Origin of the sequence: Microbacterium sp. Yaish 1 (assembly GCF_002245215.1) — a bacterium.
GTDB lineage: Bacteria > Actinomycetota > Actinomycetes > Actinomycetales > Microbacteriaceae > Microbacterium.
Window position 1 is genome coordinate 1,698,231 of record NZ_NPMR01000001.1, and the last position, 17,542, is coordinate 1,715,772.

The window sequence follows — 17,542 nt, forward strand, 5'->3', positions numbered from 1 at the left end:
TGGCGGACGAGGTCTATCTGTAGCTGGAGAATTCCAGCAGGTTCCGGTCGGGGTCGCGGATGTAGACACTAGTCATCGTCCCGAGCGCGCCGGAGCGCATGATGGGCCCACTTCGATCGGGATGTCTGCGGTGACGATTGCCGTGCGCATTGCTTTGGGGTCGGTGTTGACGACGAAACAGAGGTCTGCGCTGCCTGGGGTAGGGTGTGCCGCCGCCGGCTGAAAAGAGTGTCCGTGTTCGTGGAGGTTGATCTTGCTCCGCCCAAACCGGAGTGCGTGGCGGCCGTCTTCAACGACGTGTTCGAAGCCCAGCCGTTCGTAGAACGCCACCGACTCGTCGATGGATCCGACGGTAAGGACAAGATGGTCGAGTCGATCGATGAGCATACGTCCTATTGTGTTCGCCAGGTTCCCGGATGGTTTGGGCTGAGGCAGTGGCTACTCGGTCGCCGCGAGCGGCGTGGCAGTGAAGCGGGATAGGAGTGCCGCGAGCGTCGCTCGCTCGGCATCCGACCAGGTGCGTGTGTGATCGGCGATCACGGCCTCCAATCGACATCGAGTCTCGGCGATGGCAGTGCGTCCCCGCGGCGTGAGCGACAGAAGTGCTTGACGTCGGTCGCCCGGCCCAGGCTGCTGGGTTACGAGGCCGGCTCGGATCAATTCGGTGGCTCGTCGACTCACAACCGAACGGTCGAGGCCGAGCCCCGGAGCCAGGTTCGCCGCCGAGAGCGGCTCGCTCGATCGAGCCAGGGAGCTCAGGATCGGGTAGTTCGTCTCGGTGAGGCCCGGCGCCACGCCGAGTGTGACGGCCCGATAAAGACCACTGCGGAACCCGCGCGTGAGGATGACGCCCAGGGCGTTCGCGATCGTTGCTGCCGAGCTCATGACTAGAGCGTATGTGTGCAAGCCGCACGCGTCACTGATACGGTGACTGTGTGCAGATTGCACAGATGGGAGATTCGTCATGGCTGACATCGCAACAGCGCTGACAGCGCTCCTCAATGACCGAGACAGCTCGGTCGACGAGACCATCGATCGGCACTTCGCTGAAGGCTATCGGCAGAAGACAGATGGGCTCTGGAGTGATCGTGCGCAGTTCACGGACCACATCGCGCATCTGCGGGCGATTGTGGCACACGCTGAGGTACGAGTTCTCGACGAGCTCGTCCAGGGCACCGCGTACGCGGACCGGCACGAGGTCCACGTCACGAAGACGGACGGGACGCTCGTCGTGCAGGAGGTCTACCTCTTCGGCACCCTTGCGGAGGATGGACGGTTCGCGGAGGTCCACGAAGTGACCCATCTGCTTCGCGGAAACGAGGCCGACCGGAGCCTGGGGACCGCCTCATAGATTTGGAGCTGGGACCTACTCTCGCGGACATCGCCATCGAGCCGGAATCAGGTTAAAGGCGGAAACTACTTCGACGGCCGTCGCTGAACTCATCGCTCGAGTTGTCCTGCGAACTGCGAAGCGAGCCGAACTGCGGAACACCGTCGGAGCGTGAAAAGGCTACTTTGGGGGTTCTTCGGTTACGTGTGTCAACCAGTCCCACAGCTCGAATAATGGTCCGGTTGCGAGTTCATTGATCGTCCGTGTCCCATGCTTCGTGGTTCTCGCGATGCCGGCCTCGCGGAGGATCCCGAGGTGGTGTGAGGCCCGGAACCTCGTGATGCCGAGGCTGATCGCAAGCTCGGTGATCGACATTCCCTCCACGCCGTCGATCCAGCGGTGGGTCATCGACGCCGGCCTGCTCGTGGAGGCACCAAAAGGCGCCACGGGATCGAGCTGTTCTGCGAAGCCGGGGGTCTGCATCAGTGCTCCTCGTCGCGCTCGCCCGCCAGAGCCTGGACGCCGCCCCAGAAGTCGGCCGCCGCCGCCGCGGGCTCGAGAAGCGCAACGCGGACCGCCCGCGCGTGCGCCGGCCGAGCCCGGCCCGCCCTGTCGCGACCGTCATCAGTCGCGACGATCTGCCGGCGGGCAGCGCCGCCCGACGTCGCTGTGCTCACGAGAAGGCCCCGCGCCGCCATGCGGCTCAGCTGCCGAGAAAGCCGGCTCCGATCCCAGGCCAGTGACGCGGCAAGCTGGTTCTGTCCAAGCGTGCCGTCACCCAGCTCAACAACTCGAGTGAGCACCGCAAAATCGGGGCCGGAAAGCCCGGACGCGGACTCGATCGCCCGCTCGACCGCTTCGTTCACGGCGGCCTGGGCATGCTTCCATGCCTCCCACTGAAGGGTCTCCGCAGCGCTCAATGAGGTTGACATGGAAACAAACCCTCCTACTATGTGTACGTGACAACATCAGGGTATCCGACTCAACACCATGCCGTGCTCATCACCGGCGGTGGCGACGGCATCGGATTCGGGCTTGCCCGCCGCTACGTCGAACGTGGTGATCGCGTCATCGTGACGGGCAGGCGCGAAGAGCGCTTGGAAGCCGCAGCGGCGAGCGTTCCGGGGCTCGAGACGTACGCGAACGACATCGGATCGCCGGAAGCGCGGGAAGCGCTCGCAGCGCTCATCGGCTCGACGATGCCCGACCTGGACACGATCATCAACAACGCCGGCGTGCAACGCCGCGTGCCCCTCGCCTCTGACGACGAGCCCTGGAGCGCAGCCCGAGCCGAGATCGAGATCCTCCTCGACGGCCCCATTCACCTCAACCGACTCCTCATCCCCCAGTTGCTCGACAGTGGGCGCGACTCGCTCATCGTCGACGTCACCTCGGGGGGTGCGTACTTGCCGCAGACGTTCGCGCCCGTGTACAGCGCGTCCAAGGCCGCCCTGCACAGCTACACGGTGAATCTCCGATGGGCGCTAGCGGAAACGAGGATCGGGGTCACGGAACTCATCCCGCCCGCCGTGGCCACCGCCCTCGCTGGGGAGAGGGATCGCCACGGTGCCGACGTCGACGAGTTCTGCGACACCGTGTTCCCCCTCCTTGACGGCAGTCACGATGAGGCCGGATTCGGTTTCACCGCATCCGACACCTTCCGTTCTCTCCTCGACCTCCAACGCGAACTGTTCGAGGCCTCCACAGGCCCGTCCACCGTTGCGCGCTACCGGGAGGCGTCCGCATGAGCGCCGATCAGAACAAGCGGATCGTGCAGCGCTACTACGACCTCGTTTTCGGAGGGCGAGTGGGCGCAGGCTGACGACCTCGCGGGGTGGACAGGAGGTGACGGCGCGAACGCAGGCCGCCTGCGGGGAGACAGGGCACCGGTCCCGCCGGCTTGGAGCCTCACCGCCGATGAAACACATTGCCGGGCCCGCCGGCTTGGTCTCTCATCGCAACCCCGCTGCTACGCAGGCGGGGGGTCATTGCTTCTGCGTAGATCCTAGATCACGCGACGGACCACTGGTCAGGAACGATCGATTCCGGACGGCGACGGCGACAACCGAGGAAGACGTCGGGCTTGTTCGGCGTGTCTTGCGGGGCTCTCATACAAGGGTATGGACACTGGCTCTGCACCCGCCTTCCGTTTTCTCCCGAGGAAGGCAAACCATGAATCTCTTCTCTTCTGACTGGCAAGCAGCCGTAACGGTTGCGGTTTCCGTAATCGGACTAATCGCGACGTTGTACACCGCTTTTGGCTCGACCGCGCGACGCCTCCGCAGCGATCTCACTACAGACGTCAAACTTGTTGCCGAGCTCGATGGTGATGTGAAAGATGACCTTCAAGAGAGCGTCACCGAGCGTTCCTACCGCCTAGTCGCGGCTACCCGCTATTCAAGTCTGACGTGGTACGAGGCTGGGCTTGCTCTCTTGCTGGCCCCGGTGTTCTGGCTACTGTTCAGTACGCCCGGTCAACTGCACGCACTTGCTGAGGACGACGCGGTCGAACCCATACTGAGGTGCTCGATCGCGTCGTAGCCGGCGAGGTCGCCCGGGATGCTGAACCCTGAGCGACGGGATGAATCTGCCTTTTGGTAGGCCACGGCAGAGCTGTGTGCCGTGACGCCATGCGGGACGTTCACCGTGTAGTCGTTCATGGGCCCGACCCTAGCGAGCGCTACCTCGGCTCAGTAAACCGCTCCCCTGTTTCGTCGCAGCTGACAGGCGGAAACCTTGCTGCCGGCCGACGCGGCTAGCGAATGGGTGACCTTGCGGGCGTTCCGATTCGCTTCGCTCGCTCGACGGTCGGGGGATCGGAGCGTCGTGCATGAGCCGAAAACCGATCCTCACCAGGGCAAAAGCAAAACCCCCGCCATGTAGAAGCTAGGCGAGGGTTTCTGGGGCCGTTGTAATGACGGTCCGTGTGGCTCCGACGGGCGTCGATCCCGTGACCTCACGATTTTCAGTCGTGCGCTCTACCAACTGAGCTACAGAGCCGCATGGCGTCAGAGATGCCATGTCCTAGACGAAAGGCCCTCTGAAGACAAAGGGCCTGTCGCTCGGAGCGACCCTGACGGGACTTGAACCCGCGACCTCCGCCGTGACAGGGCGGCACGCTAACCAACTGCGCTACAGGGCCATGCTTATTAAGTTGTGGGAGTGACCCCAACGGGATTCGAACCCGTGCTACCGCCGTGAAAGGGCGGCGTCCTAGGCCGCTAAACGATGGGGCCGAGCGAACCCAGACCCGGGAGTCAAACGTTCACGCTTACCGAGGGACAAGCATATGCGATCCGGCGCCGATGTGCGAATCGGGGGCGTGGCGTCCGCCGCCCGGGCGTGTCTGCGGGGCACAATGGCCCGGTTCGCGCGCGCCGGACGCAGCCCCGACGCTTTCGTCGATGTGACGTGTGTTGCTACTGTGAACGAAGTTGCCCACGCGATATGGAGGATCACCCGCGTGCGATACGAGAGCCTCGACTCCCCGGAAGACTGCGGTTGCGCCCCGACGCCCGCAGAGAGCAAGAAGCTCTCGCAGCTGATCTCGCGTCGCGGCGCCCTCGGCCTCGGCGCCGTCGGCTTCGTCGCAGCGACGGCGTTCCTCGCCCCCGGCATCCCCTCCGCCTTCGGTATCGAGGGCTACCCGTCGTGGGATGACGTGCAGCGCGCCAAGGGTAACGAGGCCGCGAAGGCCGCTGAAATCGCGCGCATCGAGAAGCTGATCGCCGACCTCACCGCCGACGTCGCCTACAAGCAGGCCGAGGCCGAACGGCTGGGAGCCGAGTACGCCAAGGCGCAGGCCGACTTCGAGGATGCCGCGTACCGCGCGACCTCGCTTCAGGAGCAGGCCGACGCCCAGTCGGCAGCCGCTCTCGAGGCGGCCCGCCGAGCCGGAAAGCTCGCGGCGCAGCTCTACCGCAACGGCGGCGACGACACGAGCCTCAAGCTCTTCTTCTCCGACTCTGCTGCGAGCGCCGATGATCTGCTCGCCCGACTGGGCACGATGGACAAGCTGCTGCAGGCGAACCGCGGCGTCTACACGGATGCCGTCGCCGCCCGCGAGACCGCGCAGAGCCTGAGCGACCAGGCCGGCGTGGCCCGTGACGAGCGCGACCGCCTGCAGAAGGAGGCGGAGCAGAAGCTCGCCGCCGCTCAGGAAGCAGCAGCGGTCGCCCAGGCCGCTCTCGAAGAGCAGACCGCCAACATGGCGACCCTGCAGGCTCAGCTCGCGGCGCTCAAGGATGAGACGGCGGCCACGGTCGCCGGCTATCAGGCGGGGGTCGAGGAAGAGCGTCGCCGCGAAGAGGCCCGCAAGCAGCGCGAGCGCGAAGAAGCAGCCCGCCGTGCGGCCGAGGAAGAGCGTCGCCGTCAGGAAGCAGCAGCCAACGCCGGCAACAGCGGCGGCGGTGGCGGCGGAGGCGGCGGAGGCGGCGGTGGCGGCGGTGGTGCTGGTCAGGTCCAGCCCTCCGGATGGGTCCGCCCCGGCCCCGGCTACATCAGCTCGTGGTTCGGCAACCGCGGCACGATCTGCTCGAACGGGTACTGCACCACGGGCCACCGCGGCATCGATTTCGCCGGCGGTTGTGGCGCGCCGATCTATGCCGCCGCATCCGGGACGGTCGTCCACGCCGCCTACACCGGCGACTGGGGCAACTACATCAAGATCGACCACGGCGGCGGCATCATCTCGGGCTACGCGCACATCCAGAACGGCGGCTATAACGTCGGATACGGACAGCGCGTCTCAGCCGGACAGGTCATCGCCTACGCCGGCAACACCGGCATCTCGCAGGGCTGCCACCTGCACTTCGAGATCTACCAGGGCGGCGTCCGCATCGACCCGGCGCCGTTCCTGCGCAACCGCGGCATCTCGGTCTGAGCCTCAGCGCTCACGAGCTCGGAACGACGAAGGGGCGGATGCCGCAGCATCCGCCCCTTCTCGCGTCCGGGTGAGACTCAGAGCGAGTTGGGCGCTTCGCCCTCACCCTGCGTCTTGGTCTGGCCCTCGTGCTCCTCGAAGCGCTCGAACGCCTCGGCGACGAGACGCTCGGCCTCGGCGGCGTTCGCCCACTCGTCGACCTTGACCCACTTGTTGGGCTCGAGGTCCTTGTAGTGCTCGAAGAAGTGGCCGATCTCGTTCTTGGTCCAGTCGTCGATGTCGTCGACATCCTGGATGTGGGCCCAGCGCGGGTCCTTCGCCAGCACGGCCACGACCTTGTCGTCGCCGCCGGCCTCGTCGCTCATCTTCAGCACGGCGACGGGGCGGACCTTCGCCAGCACGCCGGGGTAGACGTCGCGGTCGAGCAGCACGAGCACGTCGAGCGGGTCGCCGTCTTCGCCGAGGGTGTTCTCGAAGAAGCCGTAGTTGCTGGGGTATCCCATCGGCGTGAACAGCACGCGGTCGAGGAAGACCCGGCCGGTGCCGTGGTCGACTTCGTACTTCACGCGGCTGCCGCGGGGGATCTCGATGACGGCGTCGTACGCGCCCATACGTGTGCTCCTTCGATAAGACGGTGGGATGCCGCCGTCCAGCCTACTTCGCGCCGCCCGCCGTGCCGTATACAGGCTCAGCGCGGGTTTCGCGCCCGAGGTCGAGCTGTCGACGGCCCCCAGCCTGTTGACGGCCCGAGCCCCCGGGTGACGGGCGGGTTCGGCGGGTGGCGGTGGCCGGTGCGCCTCCCCGCGTCGTGCTGTGCCGTCCGCAGGCTCAGCGCCGACATCAGGCTGCCGCGGGGGTCCTGATACCCGCTGAGCCTGTTGACGGCACGGGCCCGGCCGCCCGGCGGGGCACGGGCCCGGCCGCCCGGCGGGGCACGGGCCCGGCTTCCCGGACGGCGGGAGCCCAAGCGTCGGCTGCCGAGCGGCACGGGGCCGGCTGTCGGTTACCGGCTGTGCCGTCCGCAGGCTCAGCGCCGACATCAGGCTGCCGATGGGGTCGCAACGCGAGCTGAGCCTGTTGACGGCACGGGCTCGGCCGCCCGGCGTCATGGGCCCGGATGCCGGACGGCGCGACCCGTGAGCCTGACGACGGCACAGGCCCGGTTACCGTAGGGGCGTGCCGTCGCTGAACCCCGCCCTCGCCGAGGTCCGTCGCGCCGTGCGCGCGTCGCTGTCGGCACTGCCCCTCGGCAGCACCGTGATCGTCGCGCTCTCGGGCGGCCCCGACTCGCTGGCGCTCGCCGCGGCGACCGCCTTCGAGGCGCCGAAGCTCGGCCTGCGCGCCGCCTCGGTGACGGTCGACCACGGGCTGCAGGCCGGCTCCGACGAGGTCGCGCTCGCGGCCGCCCGCACCGCCGCGGAGCTCGGTCTCGACCCGCTGGTCGTGCGCGTCGAGGTCGGCACCGCGGGCGGGCCCGAGGCCGCGGCCCGTGAGGCGCGCTACGGCGTGCTGCGGGATGCCGCGCGTGACGCGGGCGCCGCCGCCGTGCTGCTGGGCCACACGCTCGACGACCAGGCCGAGACGGTGCTGCTCGGGCTCGCTCGAGGTGCGGGCTCGACGAGCCTCGCGGGCATGGCGCCCGATCGGACCGACGTCGACTCCGGCGTGCGGTGGCTCCGCCCGCTGCTGGCGGTGCGGCGAGAGACCACGGTCGCGGCGTGCGCGGCGGCTGGGCTCGACCCCTGGCTCGACCCGCACAACCGCGATGACCGCTTCCGGCGGGTGCGGGTCCGCGAGCGCGTGCTGCCGCTCCTCGAAGCCGAGCTCGGTCCGGGCGTGGCCGAGGCGCTCGCCCGCACCGCCGAGCAGCTGCGCGAGGATGCGCAGGCCTTCGACGACATGATCGCCGAGACGATCGAAGACATCGTCGAGCCGGCCGAGGCGGGCATCGCGATCTCGGTCGCCGCGCTCGCCGCCAACCCGCCGGCGCTCCGCCACCGCATCATCCGCCACGTCGTGCAGAGCGAGTTCCACGAGAGCCTGACGCGCAGCCAGACCCTCGAGGTCGCCCGGCTCGTGACCGACTACTCCGGCCAGGGACCGATCGACCTTCCCGGATGCCGCGCCCGCCGCGTCGGCCGACTCGTCGAGTTCTCGGCGGGCGGGAGCGGCGCCTAAACTCGTCGCATGCGTGCCGCCGAGATCGCCGACCAGCTCACCGACGTCCTCGTCACGGAGGAGGAGATCCAGGCCAAGCTCGCCGAGCTCGCCGCCCGGGTCGAGGCCGACTACGAGGGCAAGGAGCTCATCCTCGTCGGCGTCCTCAAGGGCGCCGTGATGGTCATGGCCGACTTCGCCCGCGCGCTCAAGCGCGACATCACGATGGACTGGATGGCGGTGTCGTCCTACGGCGCGAGCACGAAGTCGAGCGGTGTCGTCCAGATCCGGAAGGACCTCGACGCCGACCTGCACGGCAAGCACGTCCTGATCGTCGAGGACATCATCGACTCGGGCCTCACCCTCAGCTGGCTGCTCGAGAACTTCCAGTCGCGCGGTGCCGAGTCGCTCGAAGTGCTCGCGCTCCTGCGCAAGCCCGAGGCGGCGAAGGTCGAGATCGACTGCCGGTACGTCGGCTTCGACATCCCGAACGACTTCGTCGTGGGCTACGGCCTCGACTACGCGGAGAAGTACCGCAACCTGCGGGATGTCGCGATCCTCGCGCCCCACGTCTACAGCTGAGCGGTCTTCGCGTGGCGGCTCCCGGTACGCCCAAAACGAACGCACAGAGCCCGCATAGTCGTCGCGGGGTAGCCTGATCGCACCATGGACGTCAAGAAAGTCACGCGCAACCCGCTGATGTACGTGTTGCTCATCGGCGCGCTGCTGCTGATCGGCTTCATGCTGATCTCCAGCCTCACCGGCGCGAAGCAGATCACGACCCAGCAGGGCTTCGAGCTGCTCAAGGGCGACACCGTCACGAAGGTGCAGACCACGGACGGCGATCAGCGCGTGGATCTGACGCTCTCGGAGGACTTCGAGGGCTCGAAGCAGGTGCAGTTCTACTACACCTCCGCGCGTGCCGACGAGGTCGTCGCGGCCGTCGACGCGGCGAACCCCGCCGACGGGTACAACGACGTCGTGCCGCGGGCCACGTGGTTCGACGGCTTCCTCTCGCTCATGCTGCCGCTCGTGCTGCTGGGCCTGCTCTTCTGGTTCCTGATGTCGAGCGCGCAGGGCGGCGGCAGCCGCGTCATGCAGTTCGGCAAGTCGAAGGCCAAGCTCGTCACGAAGGAGACCCCGACGGTCACCTTCGGCGACGTGGCCGGCTCCGACGAGGCCATCGAAGAGATGCAGGAGATCAAGGACTTCCTGAAGGACCCGACCAAGTTCCAGGCCGTCGGCGCCCGCATCCCGAAGGGCGTGCTGCTGTACGGCCCTCCCGGAACCGGTAAGACGCTCCTCGCACGCGCTGTCGCGGGCGAGGCGGGCGTGCCGTTCTACTCGATCTCGGGCTCGGACTTCGTCGAGATGTTCGTCGGTGTCGGCGCGAGCCGCGTTCGCGACCTCTTCAAGGAGGCGAAGGAGAACTCTCCCGCCATCATCTTCATCGACGAGATCGACGCCGTCGGCCGCCACCGCGGTGCCGGCATGGGCGGCGGTCACGACGAGCGCGAGCAGACGCTCAACCAGATGCTCGTGGAGATGGACGGCTTCGACCCGAAGGTCTCGGTGCTCGTCATCGCGGCGACCAACCGCCCCGACATCCTCGACCCGGCGCTGCTGCGTCCGGGCCGCTTCGACCGGCAGATCGGCGTCGACGCGCCCGACCTGAAGGGCCGCCAGAAGATCCTCGAGGTGCACGGCCGCGGCAAGCCGCTCTCGCCCTCGGTCGACCTCGCCGTCATCGCGCGCAAGACTCCGGGCTTCACCGGCGCCGACCTCGCGAACGTGCTGAACGAAGCGGCGCTCCTGACCGCACGCTCGAACGCGCAGCTGATCGACATGCGCGCTCTCGACGAGGCGATCGACCGCGTCATCGCCGGTCCCCAGCGCCGCACGCGCGTCATGAAGGACAAGGAGAAGCTCATCACGGCGTACCACGAGGGCGGCCACGCCCTCGCCGCCGCGGCGATGAACCACTCCGACCCGGTCACCAAGGTCACGATCCTCCCGCGCGGCAAGGCGCTCGGCTACACGATGGTGCTGCCGCTCGAGGACAAGTACTCCGTGACCCGCAACGAGCTCCAGGACCAGCTCACCTACGCGATGGGCGGACGCGTCGCCGAGGAGGTCGTGTTCCACGACCCGACGACCGGTGCCTCCAACGACATCGAGAAGGCGACCGGTATCGCCCGCAAGATGGTCACCGAGTACGGGATGACGACCGAGGTCGGCCCCGTCAAGCTCGGGTCGTCGTCGGGCGAGGTGTTCATGGGCCGCGACATGGGGCACGGACGTGACTTCTCGGAGCGCATCGCCGAGCGCGTCGACGCCGAGGTGCGGCTGCTGATCGAGCAGGCCCACAACGAGGCGTACGAGGTCATCAACGCCAACCGCGACATCCTCGACAAGCTCGCGCTCGCCCTGCTCGAGGAGGAGACCCTCGACCACCTGCAGCTCGCCGAGATCTTCAAGGACATCAAGAAGCTCCCGCCGCGCCCGCAGTGGCTCTCGAGCCAGGACCGCCCGGTGTCTACCCTTCCCCCGATCGACGTTCCCAAGCGACGCGAGGAGGCCGGGCTGGCGGCATCCACCGTCGCCGAGACGGAGGCCGAGGCCGCCGCCGAGCGGGCTCCGCACCGTCGCCCCTCGGGGCAGGCTCGACCCGCGACCGCGTAGGCTCGGGGCGTGGCCGTCGATCGCGAACGCGTCGCCGCCCTCGTGCGCGACCTGCTCGAGGCGATCGGGGAGGACCCCGACCGTCCCGGGCTGAAGCAGACCCCGCAGCGGGTCGCCGACGCGTACGCCGAGTTCTTCTCGGGAGTCGGCGCCGACGCCGCCGAACCGCTCGCACACACGATCTCGGTGGCGCGAGGTCCGGCACCCGACACGCTGCCGTCGGGCGCGGTCATGGTGCGCGGCATCCGGTTCCGCTCGTTCTGCGAGCACCATCTGCTGCCCTTCGCGGGCCACGCCCACATCGCGTACCTGCCGGGCGAGCAGGTCGTCGGGCTCGGCGCGCTTCCGCGCGTCGTCGACACCCTGGCGGCGCGGCCGCAGGTGCAGGAGCGTCTGGGCGAGCAGATCGCCGACACGATCGCGGGTGCGCTCGACGCGCGCGGCGTGCTGGTCGTGCTGGATGCCGCTCACGAGTGCGTCACGATGCGCGGCGGACGTCAGACGGATGCCTCGACCGTGACGGTCGCCGCGCGCGGCGTCTACACCGAGCCGGCCGAGCGGGCCGAGCTGATCGCCCTGATCTCGGGCGGTGCGGCATGACGGCGATCATGGGCATCCTCAACATCACGCCCGACTCGTTCAGCGACGGCGGGCGGTACCTCGATCTCGACGCCGCGATCGGCCATGCCGAGACGCTGCGTCGCGCCGGCGCCCACATCGTCGACGTCGGCGGCGAGTCGACCCGCCCGGGCGCCGAACGCGTCGACCCCGACCTCGAGCGCGGACGCGTCGTCCCGGTGATCGAGGCGCTCGCGGCGCTCGGGATCGTCGTGAGTGTCGACACCATGAACGCCGGTACCGCCGCAGCCGCCGTCGCCGCCGGGGCCCGGATCGTCAACGACGTCTCGGGGGGTCTGGCCGATCCCGATATGTTCGCCGCTGTCGCGGCATCCGACGCAGACGTCGTCATCGGACACTGGCGCGGACACTCGACGGACATGTACGCCACAGCCCGCTACGAGGACGTCGTCGGAGAAGTGGTCGCCGAGCTCCAGGAACGCGTGAGCGCGGCGGCCGCGGCCGGCATCGCCCCCTCGCGCATCGTCCTCGACCCGGGCATCGGCTTCGGCAAACGGGGCGAGCAGAACTGGGCCGTGCTGCACCGCCTCGACCGCATCGTCGGGCTCGGCAAACGGGTGCTCGTCGGCACGAGCCGCAAAGGCTTCCTGCGCGAGGCGATCGGAGACGCCCCCGGCGCGGACGGCACCGACGCGGGCGCCACCGATATCGACCGTCGCGACCTCGCGACCGCCGTCACGAGCGTGCTGGCCGCCGACGCCGGTGCGTGGGGCCTGCGGGTGCACGATGTCGCGACGACCCGAGACGCGCTGGCGGTGCGCTCGCGGTGGCGGGAGGGCTCATGAGCGATCGCATCACGCTGCGCGGCATCCGGGCCGTCGGGTACCACGGCGTCTACGAGCACGAACGACGCGAGGGGCAGGAGTTCATCGCCGACGTCGAGCTCCACCTCTCGCTGGCCGACGCCGCCGCGAGCGACGACGTCGCCGACACCGTCCACTACGGGGAGCTGGCCGAGCAGGTCGCCGCGATCCTGTCGGGCGAGCCCGCGGACCTCATCGAGACGGTCGCCGACCGTATCGCCCTCGCGGCCCTCGCTTTCGATCGCGTGGATGCCGTTGCCGTGACCGTGCACAAGCCGCAGGCGCCCATCGCGGTGCCGTTCGGCGACGTCAGCGTGACCCTCACTCGACGACGGGAGAACCGATGAGCCGCCGCCTCGCCCAGGAATCGCCCGAGGCCCGTCCGGCCGAGAACCCCGCCGCGCGACGAGCCGTCGTCGCGATCGGCGCGAACCTCGGCGACCGGGCCGAGACCGTCGCGGGCGCGATCGCGGACCTCGACCGGCTGCCGCTGACGCGGGTGGTGCGCGCCGCCGAGCCGATCGAGACGGTCGCGCTGACCCTCGACGGCCCGGATGCCGCGGCCCCCGCGTATCTCAACTCCGTGGCCCTCGTCGAGACCAGGCTCGCCCCGAGCGTGCTGCTCGGCTACCTGCACGCGATCGAGGAGCGTCACGGCCGGGCCCCGCGCTCGGCCGACCAGGCCCGGTGGCAGGATCGCACGCTCGATCTCGACCTCATCGCGCACGGCGACGTCGTCTGCGACACCCCGGCCCTCGTGCTGCCGCATCCGCGTGCTCACGAGCGCGACTTCGTGCTCCGGCCGTGGCTCGCGGTCGACCCCGACGCCGTGCTCTCCGGACGCGGGCGCGTCGATGCGCTGCTGGCGTCTCTGCCCGGGAGCGCGACGTGAGACGCACGTCTCCCGCGACCCTCATCGTGTCGGCGGTGCTCGGCATCGCCGCGGGGTTCGTCATCGATCAGGTGCTCACGGGTGCGGGCCGCGCGACATTCACCCCGTCGGTCATGCTCCCCGTGCTGTTCGTGCTGCTGGGAGTCTCGGTCATCGCCCTCGCCCTGCCGATCCGCCGGGCGACCCGGGGCCAGGCTCCGCGGGTCGACCCGTTCCGGGCGGTGCGCGTCGCGATGCTCGCGAAGGCGTCGAGCATCGTCGGGGCGCTCGTCGGCGGTGTCGGCGTCGGCCTCCTGCTCTTCCTTCTCACACGGCCGGTCCCGCCGTCAGTAGGCTCAACGGGAGCGGTCGTCGCCGCGATCGTCGGAGCCGTGGTGCTCGTGGCGGCCGGCGTGATCGCAGAACAGCTCTGCACCATTCGGAAGGACGACGATGACGACCAGCCCGGACCACCCGAGCCCGACGCCACTCCCTCCCACCACTGACGCTGCGGAGCCGAGCGCGATCGACGCCACCCTCGATGCCGGCACCTACGACCGCATCCGCGAGCCGCGCGGCGCCGGGCGCCTCGCCCTCGAGCAGGGCGTGTGGCACCAGATCTCGCGGAAGTACCTCGCCGTGCAGCTGATCAGCAACGGGTTCATCCTGGCGATCGTCGTCGCGGTGATGCTCGTGCTGCTCCTGGTGGCCGATCAGTCGTGGGCGCTGATCCCGGGCATCATCCTGATCGCGCTCACCGTCGCGGGCATGGCGATCCTGCCACGCCAGGTGCGCTCGATCGGCTACCAGCTCCGCGAGGACGACCTCGTCTTCCGTCGCGGCATCCTGTGGCAGCGCATGGTGGCCGTGCCCTACGGGCGGATGCAGCTCGTCGACATCACGCACGGGCCGCTCGATCGCGGCTTCGGCATCGCGCAGTTGAAGTTCGTCACCGCCGCTGCGGCGACGGGCGTCGTGATCCCGGGCCTGACGCAGCAGGCCGCCGAGGCGCTGCGCGACCACCTCATGTCGGTGGCGGAATCGCGGCGGACCGGGCTGTGACCGATCCCGTTCCGACCCCGCCCCCGGCCGGCGCGGCGGTCTCCGCTCCGCCGTCCGAGCTCGTCCGCTCTCCGCTCAGCGACGGCGAGTGGCACCGGCTGCATCCGCTGACGCCGCTGCTGCGCGGCGGACTGGCGCTGCTCGTGGTGCTCGGCATCGTCGTCGCGAACATGCGCGATCGGCTCGTCAGCATCTTCGTGCCGGCGCTCGCGCCCGACGCCCCGATCGAGGAGTGGGAGGAGTACGAGGCCGCCGGCGATCCGATCGGCTGGGTGCTGGCGAACAACCTCCTGCTGATCGCCCTGCTCGTCACCCTCGGTGTGCTCGCGCTCATCATCGGGGCGTTCTACCTGTCGTGGCGCTTCCACACCTTCCGCATCACCGATGACGACGTCGAGGTGCGCAGCGGCATCCTCTCGCGCACGCAGCGCCGCGCGCCGCTCGACCGGGTGCAGGGCGTCAACCTCACCCGCCCCGCGGTCGCGCGGCTTCTGGGCGCGGCGAAGCTCGAGATCGTCGGCGCGGGCACCGACGCGAACGTCAAGCTCGAGTACCTCTCCACCGGCAACGCCGAGACGATTCGCGCCGACATCCTGAGGCTGGCCTCGGGGCAGCGCCTGGCCGAGCAGCGGGCTGCCGCGGCAGCGGCCGGCGGCGCGCGCATCGCGGTGGCCGACACCGTCGCCCGCGGCATCACCGGTCTCATCGAAGGCGACGATGCGGATGCCGCTGAGCCCGAGTCCGTCGTGCGCATCCCGCCCGGGCGACTGATCGGGTCGCAGCTCGCCAGCTGGGGCACCGTCGTGATCCTCGCGGGCGCCACCGCGCTCGCGATCGCCCTGTCGCAGGGCGTGTTCTGGGTGCTCTTCGCCTACTTCCCGGCACTGCTCGGTTTCGGGGCGTACTGGGTGCGGACGATCGTGAAGTCGTTGCGCTACTCGATCGCGCCGACACGCGACGGCGTGCGCGTGACGTTCGGACTGCTCACGACCGTGTCGGAGATCCTGCCTCCCGGACGCATCCACGCGGTGGAGATCACGCAGTCCATCCTCTGGCGCGGATTCGGGTGGTGGACGGTTCGGATCAACCGCATGACCGGCCGGAGCGCGTCCGACACGACGACCGATCAGTTCACCACGGTCCTTCCCGTCGGCACGCTCGCCGACGTCGAGCGGGTGCTCGGCCTCATCCTGCCGTCGGTCAGCGAGGAGGAGCGCGCGGCGATCGTCCGCGACGGTGTGCTCGGCGGTTCGTCCGCCGGGGGATACGTCACGACGCCGCGGCGGGCACGCATCGTGCGTCTGCTGTCGTGGCGGCGGAACGGTCTTGCGATCAACGGCGACCTGCTGATGCTGCGACGCGGGCTCATCTGGCGCATGCTCGCGGTGCTGCCGCTCGCGCGGCTGCAGTCGGTCGCGCTGCACCAGGGCCCGGTCTCGCGCGGGCTGCGGGTGGCAACGCTGCGCGCTCACACGGTCTCGGGTCCGGTGCTCACCGCCGTCGCGGGCATCGACCGCGATGACGCGATCGCGGCGTTCGAGCGGGTCGCCCGGGTGGCCGTCGCGGCGGCGGCATCCGACCGCTCGCACCGCTGGGCGGAGACGACGGATGCCGCTGGAATGACGGATGCCGACGCGCTGACGGATGCCGTCGAGCCGGTGACGCCCGTTCCGGCGCCCAGCCCGAGTGCCGGCCCCAGCCCCGTGCCGCCTCCCGCGGGGGAGACGTCACCGGAGAGCGGGCGATGACCGCGAGCTCGCGCCTGGGCGTCGGCATCATCGGCGCGGGGCGGGTCGGACCGGTGATCGGCGCGGCGCTCGCGGGTGCCGGCCACGCGCTGACCGGCGTCACCGCGGGGTCCGACCGGGAACGCGTCGACGCGGTCATCCCGGGGGTGCCCGTGCTCGACGCCGACGAGGTCGTGCGCCGGAGCGAACTGGTCGTGATCGCGGTGCCGCACGATGAGCTCGGTCCGCTGGTCGGCGGTCTCGCCGAGCTCGGCGCCTGGCAGGTCGGGCAGCTCGTGCTGCACACCGACCCCGGGCATGGGCTCGACGTACTGGCGCCGGCGGCCGCGCGAGGAGCCATCCCGCTCGCGGTGCACCCGGCGATCGCCTTCACCGGATCGACCCTCGACCTGCGCCAGCTCGCGGGCGCCTACGCCGCTGTGACCGCGCCGGCTGCCGTCCTGCCGATCGGACAGGCGCTCGCCGTCGAGCTGGGCTGCGAGCCCGTCGTCGTCGCCGACGCCGACCGTCCGGCCTACGGCGAGGCGATCGCGACCGCGACGCAGTTCGCCGCGTCGATCGTCCACCAGTCGGCCGCGTTGCTCGAGGATGCCGGAGTCGACGCCCCGGGGCGCTTCCTCTCGACGCTCGTGCATTCGACGGTCGACCGTGCGCTCACCGCCGCGGGCCGGGGCGCTGACCCCGACGACGAACTGCTGTGAGCGACGTCGAGCTCGCCCGCATCCCGGCCGGAGAGCTGCCCGTCGCCGGCGCGGGCCGGGGGCCACGGGTCGAGTCCTTCGAGATCGGCGTCTATCCCGTGACCGAGGAGCAGCTCGGGGAGGTGCTCGGGGTCACCGCGGCGCACCCCCGCCGCCCGGCCGTCGCGGTGTCGTGGCTGCGGGCCGTGCGCTTCTGCAACGCGCTGTCGGAGTGGGAGGGACTCGATCCGGCCTACGCCGTCGACGGCGACGAGGTGCACTGGTACGACGACGCCGACGGGTACCGGCTGCCGACGGAGATCGAGTGGGAGTACGCCTGCCGTGCGGGTTCGCGGGCGGCGCAGTACGGACCGCTCGCCGAGATCGCCTGGACCGCGGCCGACAATCTCTCGTCGCCGCAGAACGTGGGCAGGCGGCATCCGAACCTCTTCGGCCTGTTCGACATGCTCGGCAACGTCTCGGAGTGGTGCTGGGACCTCTTCGCGCCCGACACCGGCTCGCGCGACCGCGTGTTCCGGGGCGGCGGGTTCGCCGACGCCGCGACATCCGTGCGGGCGGGCACGCGCCGCGGGGCGCGCGCCGACAGCGCGCACGACGACATCGGCCTGCGCGTCGCCCGCGGCGCGGTCGCGTAGCCGGTTGGCTCGGCGCTGCCGGCGGCGTTCTG

The 17,542-nt window shown here is 69.8% G+C and carries 21 protein-coding genes and 3 tRNA genes; 16 read left to right on the forward strand and 8 right to left on the reverse strand.

What is annotated here, in order from left to right; all coding sequences use genetic code 11:
• Positions 1-72: 72 nt before the first annotated feature.
• Positions 73-387, reverse strand: a complete 315-nt coding sequence (locus CI089_RS08020; RefSeq protein WP_218823025.1) for a VOC family protein — start codon at positions 385-387, stop codon at positions 73-75.
• Positions 388-438: 51 nt separating this feature from the next.
• Positions 439-885: a MarR family winged helix-turn-helix transcriptional regulator gene (locus CI089_RS08025; protein WP_179223268.1), complete on the reverse strand. Its 447-nt coding sequence runs from the start codon at positions 883-885 to the stop codon at positions 439-441.
• Positions 886-964: 79 nt separating this feature from the next.
• On the opposite strand from CI089_RS08025, the gene CI089_RS08030 reads away from it, so the two are divergent.
• The gene (locus tag CI089_RS08030; RefSeq protein ID WP_094260979.1) at positions 965-1,351 is read left to right on the forward strand and encodes a hypothetical protein; all 387 of its coding nucleotides are present in this window, start codon (positions 965-967) and stop codon (positions 1,349-1,351) included.
• Positions 1,352-1,510: 159 nt separating this feature from the next.
• On the opposite strand, the gene CI089_RS08035 is transcribed toward CI089_RS08030, so the two are convergent.
• Together CI089_RS08035 and CI089_RS08040 are read right to left on the reverse strand one after the other, a co-directional pair.
• The gene (locus CI089_RS08035; RefSeq protein ID WP_094260980.1) at positions 1,511-1,813 is read right to left on the reverse strand and encodes an ArsR/SmtB family transcription factor; all 303 of its coding nucleotides are present in this window, start codon (positions 1,811-1,813) and stop codon (positions 1,511-1,513) included.
• Positions 1,813-2,262 (reverse strand): MarR family winged helix-turn-helix transcriptional regulator, encoded by a 450-nt coding sequence (locus tag CI089_RS08040; protein ID WP_094260981.1) that lies wholly within the window; start codon positions 2,260-2,262, stop codon positions 1,813-1,815. Before CI089_RS08040 ends, CI089_RS08035 begins: the two co-directional genes overlap by 1 nt.
• A 27-nt stretch (positions 2,263-2,289) precedes the next feature.
• On the opposite strand from CI089_RS08040, the gene CI089_RS08045 reads away from it, so the two are divergent.
• Positions 2,290-3,078, forward strand: coding sequence for an SDR family NAD(P)-dependent oxidoreductase (locus CI089_RS08045; RefSeq protein ID WP_218823026.1), 789 nt, complete (start codon positions 2,290-2,292; stop codon positions 3,076-3,078).
• Positions 3,079-3,502: 424 nt separating this feature from the next.
• On the forward strand, positions 3,503-3,871 hold the full coding sequence (locus CI089_RS16260) for a hypothetical protein (RefSeq protein WP_143738949.1): 369 nt from the start codon (positions 3,503-3,505) through the stop codon (positions 3,869-3,871).
• A gap of 386 nt (positions 3,872-4,257) precedes the next feature.
• Here the strand turns inward: CI089_RS16260 and CI089_RS08055 are convergent.
• From CI089_RS08055 to CI089_RS08065, 3 genes are all read right to left on the reverse strand, one after another.
• Positions 4,258-4,330 (reverse strand) — tRNA-Phe (locus CI089_RS08055).
• Between the two features lie 68 nt (positions 4,331-4,398).
• Positions 4,399-4,472 (reverse strand) — tRNA-Asp (locus tag CI089_RS08060).
• Between the two features lie 21 nt (positions 4,473-4,493).
• Positions 4,494-4,566 (reverse strand) — tRNA-Glu (locus CI089_RS08065).
• Between the two features lie 227 nt (positions 4,567-4,793).
• Between CI089_RS08065 and CI089_RS08070 the strand changes: the two genes are divergently transcribed.
• Entirely contained in the window at positions 4,794-6,212 is a 1,419-nt protein-coding gene (locus CI089_RS08070; RefSeq protein ID WP_256977662.1) for a M23 family metallopeptidase, read from the forward strand.
• A gap of 77 nt (positions 6,213-6,289) precedes the next feature.
• Here CI089_RS08070 and CI089_RS08075 read toward each other — a convergent pair whose 3' ends face one another.
• Positions 6,290-6,823, reverse strand: coding sequence for an inorganic diphosphatase (locus tag CI089_RS08075; RefSeq protein ID WP_094260985.1), 534 nt, complete (start codon positions 6,821-6,823; stop codon positions 6,290-6,292).
• Between the two features lie 565 nt (positions 6,824-7,388).
• On the opposite strand from CI089_RS08075, the gene tilS reads away from it, so the two are divergent.
• From tilS to CI089_RS08135, 12 genes are all read left to right on the forward strand, one after another.
• A complete protein-coding gene (gene tilS / locus CI089_RS08080) occupies positions 7,389-8,390 on the forward strand; it encodes a tRNA lysidine(34) synthetase TilS (RefSeq protein WP_094260986.1) in 1,002 nt (333 codons plus the stop codon).
• Between the two features lie 9 nt (positions 8,391-8,399).
• Positions 8,400-8,951, forward strand: a complete 552-nt coding sequence (gene hpt / locus CI089_RS08085) for a hypoxanthine phosphoribosyltransferase (RefSeq protein ID WP_023952935.1) — start codon at positions 8,400-8,402, stop codon at positions 8,949-8,951.
• A gap of 84 nt (positions 8,952-9,035) precedes the next feature.
• Complete coding sequence (ftsH, locus tag CI089_RS08090; RefSeq protein ID WP_094260987.1) at positions 9,036-11,051, forward strand: ATP-dependent zinc metalloprotease FtsH; 2,016 nt, start codon at positions 9,036-9,038, stop codon at positions 11,049-11,051.
• A gap of 9 nt (positions 11,052-11,060) precedes the next feature.
• On the forward strand, positions 11,061-11,651 hold the full coding sequence (folE, locus tag CI089_RS08095; protein ID WP_023952933.1) for a GTP cyclohydrolase I: 591 nt from the start codon (positions 11,061-11,063) through the stop codon (positions 11,649-11,651).
• Positions 11,648-12,475, forward strand: coding sequence for a dihydropteroate synthase (gene folP, locus CI089_RS08100; RefSeq protein ID WP_094260988.1), 828 nt, complete (start codon positions 11,648-11,650; stop codon positions 12,473-12,475). Before folE ends, folP begins: the two co-directional genes overlap by 4 nt.
• On the forward strand, positions 12,472-12,840 hold the full coding sequence (gene folB, locus CI089_RS08105) for a dihydroneopterin aldolase (RefSeq protein WP_094261311.1): 369 nt from the start codon (positions 12,472-12,474) through the stop codon (positions 12,838-12,840). Before folP ends, folB begins: the two co-directional genes overlap by 4 nt.
• Complete coding sequence (gene folK / locus CI089_RS08110; RefSeq protein WP_094260989.1) at positions 12,837-13,385, forward strand: 2-amino-4-hydroxy-6-hydroxymethyldihydropteridine diphosphokinase; 549 nt, start codon at positions 12,837-12,839, stop codon at positions 13,383-13,385. Before folB ends, folK begins: the two co-directional genes overlap by 4 nt.
• A complete protein-coding gene (locus CI089_RS08115) occupies positions 13,382-13,870 on the forward strand; it encodes a DUF3180 family protein (protein WP_023952928.1) in 489 nt (162 codons plus the stop codon). The genes folK and CI089_RS08115 overlap by 4 nt, the downstream gene beginning before the upstream one ends.
• Positions 13,818-14,426 carry a PH domain-containing protein gene (locus tag CI089_RS08120; protein ID WP_094260990.1) on the forward strand — a complete coding sequence of 203 codons (609 nt, stop codon included), beginning with the start codon at positions 13,818-13,820 and terminating at the stop codon, positions 14,424-14,426. Before CI089_RS08115 ends, CI089_RS08120 begins: the two co-directional genes overlap by 53 nt.
• The gene (locus CI089_RS08125; protein WP_094260991.1) at positions 14,423-16,174 is read left to right on the forward strand and encodes a PH domain-containing protein; all 1,752 of its coding nucleotides are present in this window, start codon (positions 14,423-14,425) and stop codon (positions 16,172-16,174) included. The genes CI089_RS08120 and CI089_RS08125 overlap by 4 nt, the downstream gene beginning before the upstream one ends.
• Positions 16,171-16,875 (forward strand): DUF2520 domain-containing protein, encoded by a 705-nt coding sequence (locus CI089_RS08130; RefSeq protein WP_094260992.1) that lies wholly within the window; start codon positions 16,171-16,173, stop codon positions 16,873-16,875. The genes CI089_RS08125 and CI089_RS08130 overlap by 4 nt, the downstream gene beginning before the upstream one ends.
• Positions 16,872-17,510, forward strand: a complete 639-nt coding sequence (locus CI089_RS08135) for a formylglycine-generating enzyme family protein (protein ID WP_094260993.1) — start codon at positions 16,872-16,874, stop codon at positions 17,508-17,510. The genes CI089_RS08130 and CI089_RS08135 overlap by 4 nt, the downstream gene beginning before the upstream one ends.
• The last annotated feature ends 32 nt before the right edge of the window (positions 17,511-17,542 follow it).

What these genes read in the sequence shown, in the direction of transcription:
- CI089_RS08030 (WP_094260979.1), top strand. Translation starts at nt 965, where the DNA reads ATGGCTGACATCGCAACAGCGCTGACAGCGCTCCTCAATGACCGAGAC.
- CI089_RS08025 (WP_179223268.1), bottom strand. Translation starts at nt 885, where the DNA reads ATGAGCTCGGCAGCAACGATCGCGAACGCCCTGGGCGTCATCCTCACG.
- CI089_RS08075 (WP_094260985.1), bottom strand. Translation starts at nt 6,823, where the DNA reads ATGGGCGCGTACGACGCCGTCATCGAGATCCCCCGCGGCAGCCGCGTG.
- CI089_RS08020 (WP_218823025.1), bottom strand. Translation starts at nt 387, where the DNA reads ATGCTCATCGATCGACTCGACCATCTTGTCCTTACCGTCGGATCCATC.
- CI089_RS08130 (WP_094260992.1), top strand. Translation starts at nt 16,171, where the DNA reads ATGACCGCGAGCTCGCGCCTGGGCGTCGGCATCATCGGCGCGGGGCGG.
- CI089_RS08120 (WP_094260990.1), top strand. Translation starts at nt 13,818, where the DNA reads ATGACGACCAGCCCGGACCACCCGAGCCCGACGCCACTCCCTCCCACC.
- CI089_RS08035 (WP_094260980.1), bottom strand. Translation starts at nt 1,813, where the DNA reads ATGCAGACCCCCGGCTTCGCAGAACAGCTCGATCCCGTGGCGCCTTTT.
- folK (WP_094260989.1), top strand. Translation starts at nt 12,837, where the DNA reads ATGAGCCGCCGCCTCGCCCAGGAATCGCCCGAGGCCCGTCCGGCCGAG.
- folB (WP_094261311.1), top strand. Translation starts at nt 12,472, where the DNA reads ATGAGCGATCGCATCACGCTGCGCGGCATCCGGGCCGTCGGGTACCAC.
- folP (WP_094260988.1), top strand. Translation starts at nt 11,648, where the DNA reads ATGACGGCGATCATGGGCATCCTCAACATCACGCCCGACTCGTTCAGC.
- CI089_RS08040 (WP_094260981.1), bottom strand. Translation starts at nt 2,262, where the DNA reads ATGTCAACCTCATTGAGCGCTGCGGAGACCCTTCAGTGGGAGGCATGG.
- CI089_RS16260 (WP_143738949.1), top strand. Translation starts at nt 3,503, where the DNA reads ATGAATCTCTTCTCTTCTGACTGGCAAGCAGCCGTAACGGTTGCGGTT.
- hpt (WP_023952935.1), top strand. Translation starts at nt 8,400, where the DNA reads ATGCGTGCCGCCGAGATCGCCGACCAGCTCACCGACGTCCTCGTCACG.
- ftsH (WP_094260987.1), top strand. Translation starts at nt 9,036, where the DNA reads ATGGACGTCAAGAAAGTCACGCGCAACCCGCTGATGTACGTGTTGCTC.